Here is a 2,100-nt window from a genome sequence, read left to right as displayed (position 1 = left end):
CAGTGGCACCGGCTCATTCGGCACCCGCATTGCTCACCACTGGTGCGAACTGGCCATGGAGGCCGATGCCAAAGGCTTGAACGAAGCGGCCGAGGTTGCACTCGCCAAGGCGCGAGCCACCGCACCGCATGCACCGCGGCCCTTGCTGCTCGCGGGCCAGCGTCTGGCCAAGGCCGGCCGCCACGCCGAAGCCATCACCACCTGGGACGACCTGCGCCTGCGCGACCTGGCCAGCTTCGCACTGGTCGCCAACGACTACGCCGACAGCGCGCTGGCCTGTGGCCAAGCCACCTCGGCCCGTCAGCGCCTGCAAGCGGCGTACGACCAAGCGCCGGGGCTCGACTTGCTACGCGCCCGCGCCCGCGTCGAAGGCCACGACCTCGGTGCCGATGCCGCACTGTTGCCGCACTTGCGCCAACAGCCCACGCTCAGCGCCGCGCAAGCATTGATGGCGCGCCCCGTCGAGCAGTGGAATGCCGAGGCCGCCCAGGCCGTCAGCGAAGCAGTGGCACGCGCGGCCAAGCCCCAGCAGCGCTACCGCTGCGCGGCCTGCGGCTTCGAGGCCCAACGTTATTTCTGGCAATGCCCGGGTTGCCTGACCTGGGACAGCTTCCCGCCGCGCCGAGTGGAGGAACTCTGACCATGTCGCTCTACCTTGCCAACCTGGCCGAGCACCAGCGCACGTTCGAGAAACTGGCTTCACTGGAAGCCGACATTGCGCGCGCCGGCAGCCTGATCGCGCAGTGCCTGGCCAAGGGCGGCAAGTTGCTGTCCTGCGGCAACGGCGGCTCGGCCGCTGATTCGCAGCACATCGCTTCAGAGCTCACCGGCCGCTTCATCAAGGAGCGCAAGCCGCTCGCCGCGATCTCGCTGACGACCGACAGTTCGGCTCTCACCTGCATCGGCAACGACTACTCGTTCGACGAAGTCTTCGCCCGCCAGGTGCGTGCGCTGGGCCGCGCCGGCGATGTGCTGATCGCGATCTCGACCTCCGGCAACTCGGCCAACGTGCGCCGCGCTGTCGACGATGCGCGCGCATTGGGCATGCAAGTCATCGGCCTGCTGGGCCGCGACGGTGGCGCGATCAAGCCGCTGTCGGGCGTGGCCATCGTCGTGCCGAGCGATGTCACGGCTCGCATCCAGGAAGCACACATCCTGATCATCCACACGCTGTGCGGGCTGATCGAGCAGGAATTGAAGCTGGTATGAACGCCTGGGCTGCACTGCCCTCGCGCGAGCGGCTGGCGACGAGCCGCGTGCTGGTGGTCGGCGACGTGATGCTGGACCGCTACTGGTTCGGCGCGGTCGACCGCATCTCGCCCGAGGCACCGGTGCCGGTCGTGCGCGTGACGAAGGAAGAAGACCGGCTCGGCGGTGCTGCGAACGTGGCCGTCAACGTCCAGTCGCTCGGCGCGCAAGCCACCTTGCTCACCGTCGTTGGCGAAGACGAAGCCGCGAGCCGGCTGGAGCAGTTGCTCGCCGAACGCGGCATCCGCACCGCGCTCGGTCGCGACCCACAGCTGAAGACCATCGTCAAGTTGCGGGTGATCGGCCGTTCACAGCAATTGATCCGCGTCGACTTCGAGAACACGCCGGACCACGAAGTGCTGGCGCAAATGTTAACGGCGTTCGACACTGAACTGGCCAATCACGAGGCGGTGATCTTCTCCGACTACGGCAAGGGCGGCCTCGCGCACATCCCGCAAATGATCGAGCGCGCCCGCGCGGCCGGCAAACCGGTGCTGATCGACCCCAAGGGTCATGACTATGCGCGTTATGCCGGTGCCACGCTGTTGACGCCGAACCGCGGCGAACTGGCACAGATCACCGGCCCCTGGCGCGACGAAGCCCACTTGGCCGAGCTGGCACAGGCCATGCGCACGCAGCTGCAGCTTCAAGCGCTGCTGTTGACGCGTTCCGAAGACGGCATGACGCTGTTCGACAGCGCCGGCGCACGCCACGTGCCGGCCGAAGCGCGCGAAGTGTTCGATGTGACCGGCGCCGGCGACACCGTGATCGCCGCGTTGGCCGCGCTGGCTGGCGCCGGCATGCCACTGCGCGACGCCGTGCCCTGGGCCAACCATGCCGCGAGCATCGTGG

At 68.1% G+C, this 2,100-nt stretch carries 2 protein-coding genes and 1 pseudogene; all 3 read left to right on the top strand.

From position 1 onward, the window contains the following. Positions 1-640: pseudogene (locus AC1DYI_RS33680) on the top strand (lipopolysaccharide assembly protein LapB); the annotation flags it as partial. 2 nt (positions 641-642) lie between these two features. Next, entirely contained in the window at positions 643-1,209 is a 567-nt protein-coding gene (gene gmhA / locus AC1DYI_RS33675) for a D-sedoheptulose 7-phosphate isomerase (RefSeq protein WP_477208456.1), read from the top strand. Next, positions 1,206-2,100, top strand: an 895-nt coding sequence (rfaE1, locus tag AC1DYI_RS33670; protein ID WP_477208455.1) for a D-glycero-beta-D-manno-heptose-7-phosphate kinase, incomplete at its 3' end; no start/stop codon positions are given. The genes gmhA and rfaE1, both read left to right, overlap by 4 nt.

The sequence above is a fragment of the Ideonella sp. P3_A4 genome, from assembly GCF_056403075.1.
The sequence above is the reverse complement of the archived record's forward strand: the minus strand, read 5'-3'. Positions and strand labels throughout refer to the sequence as shown.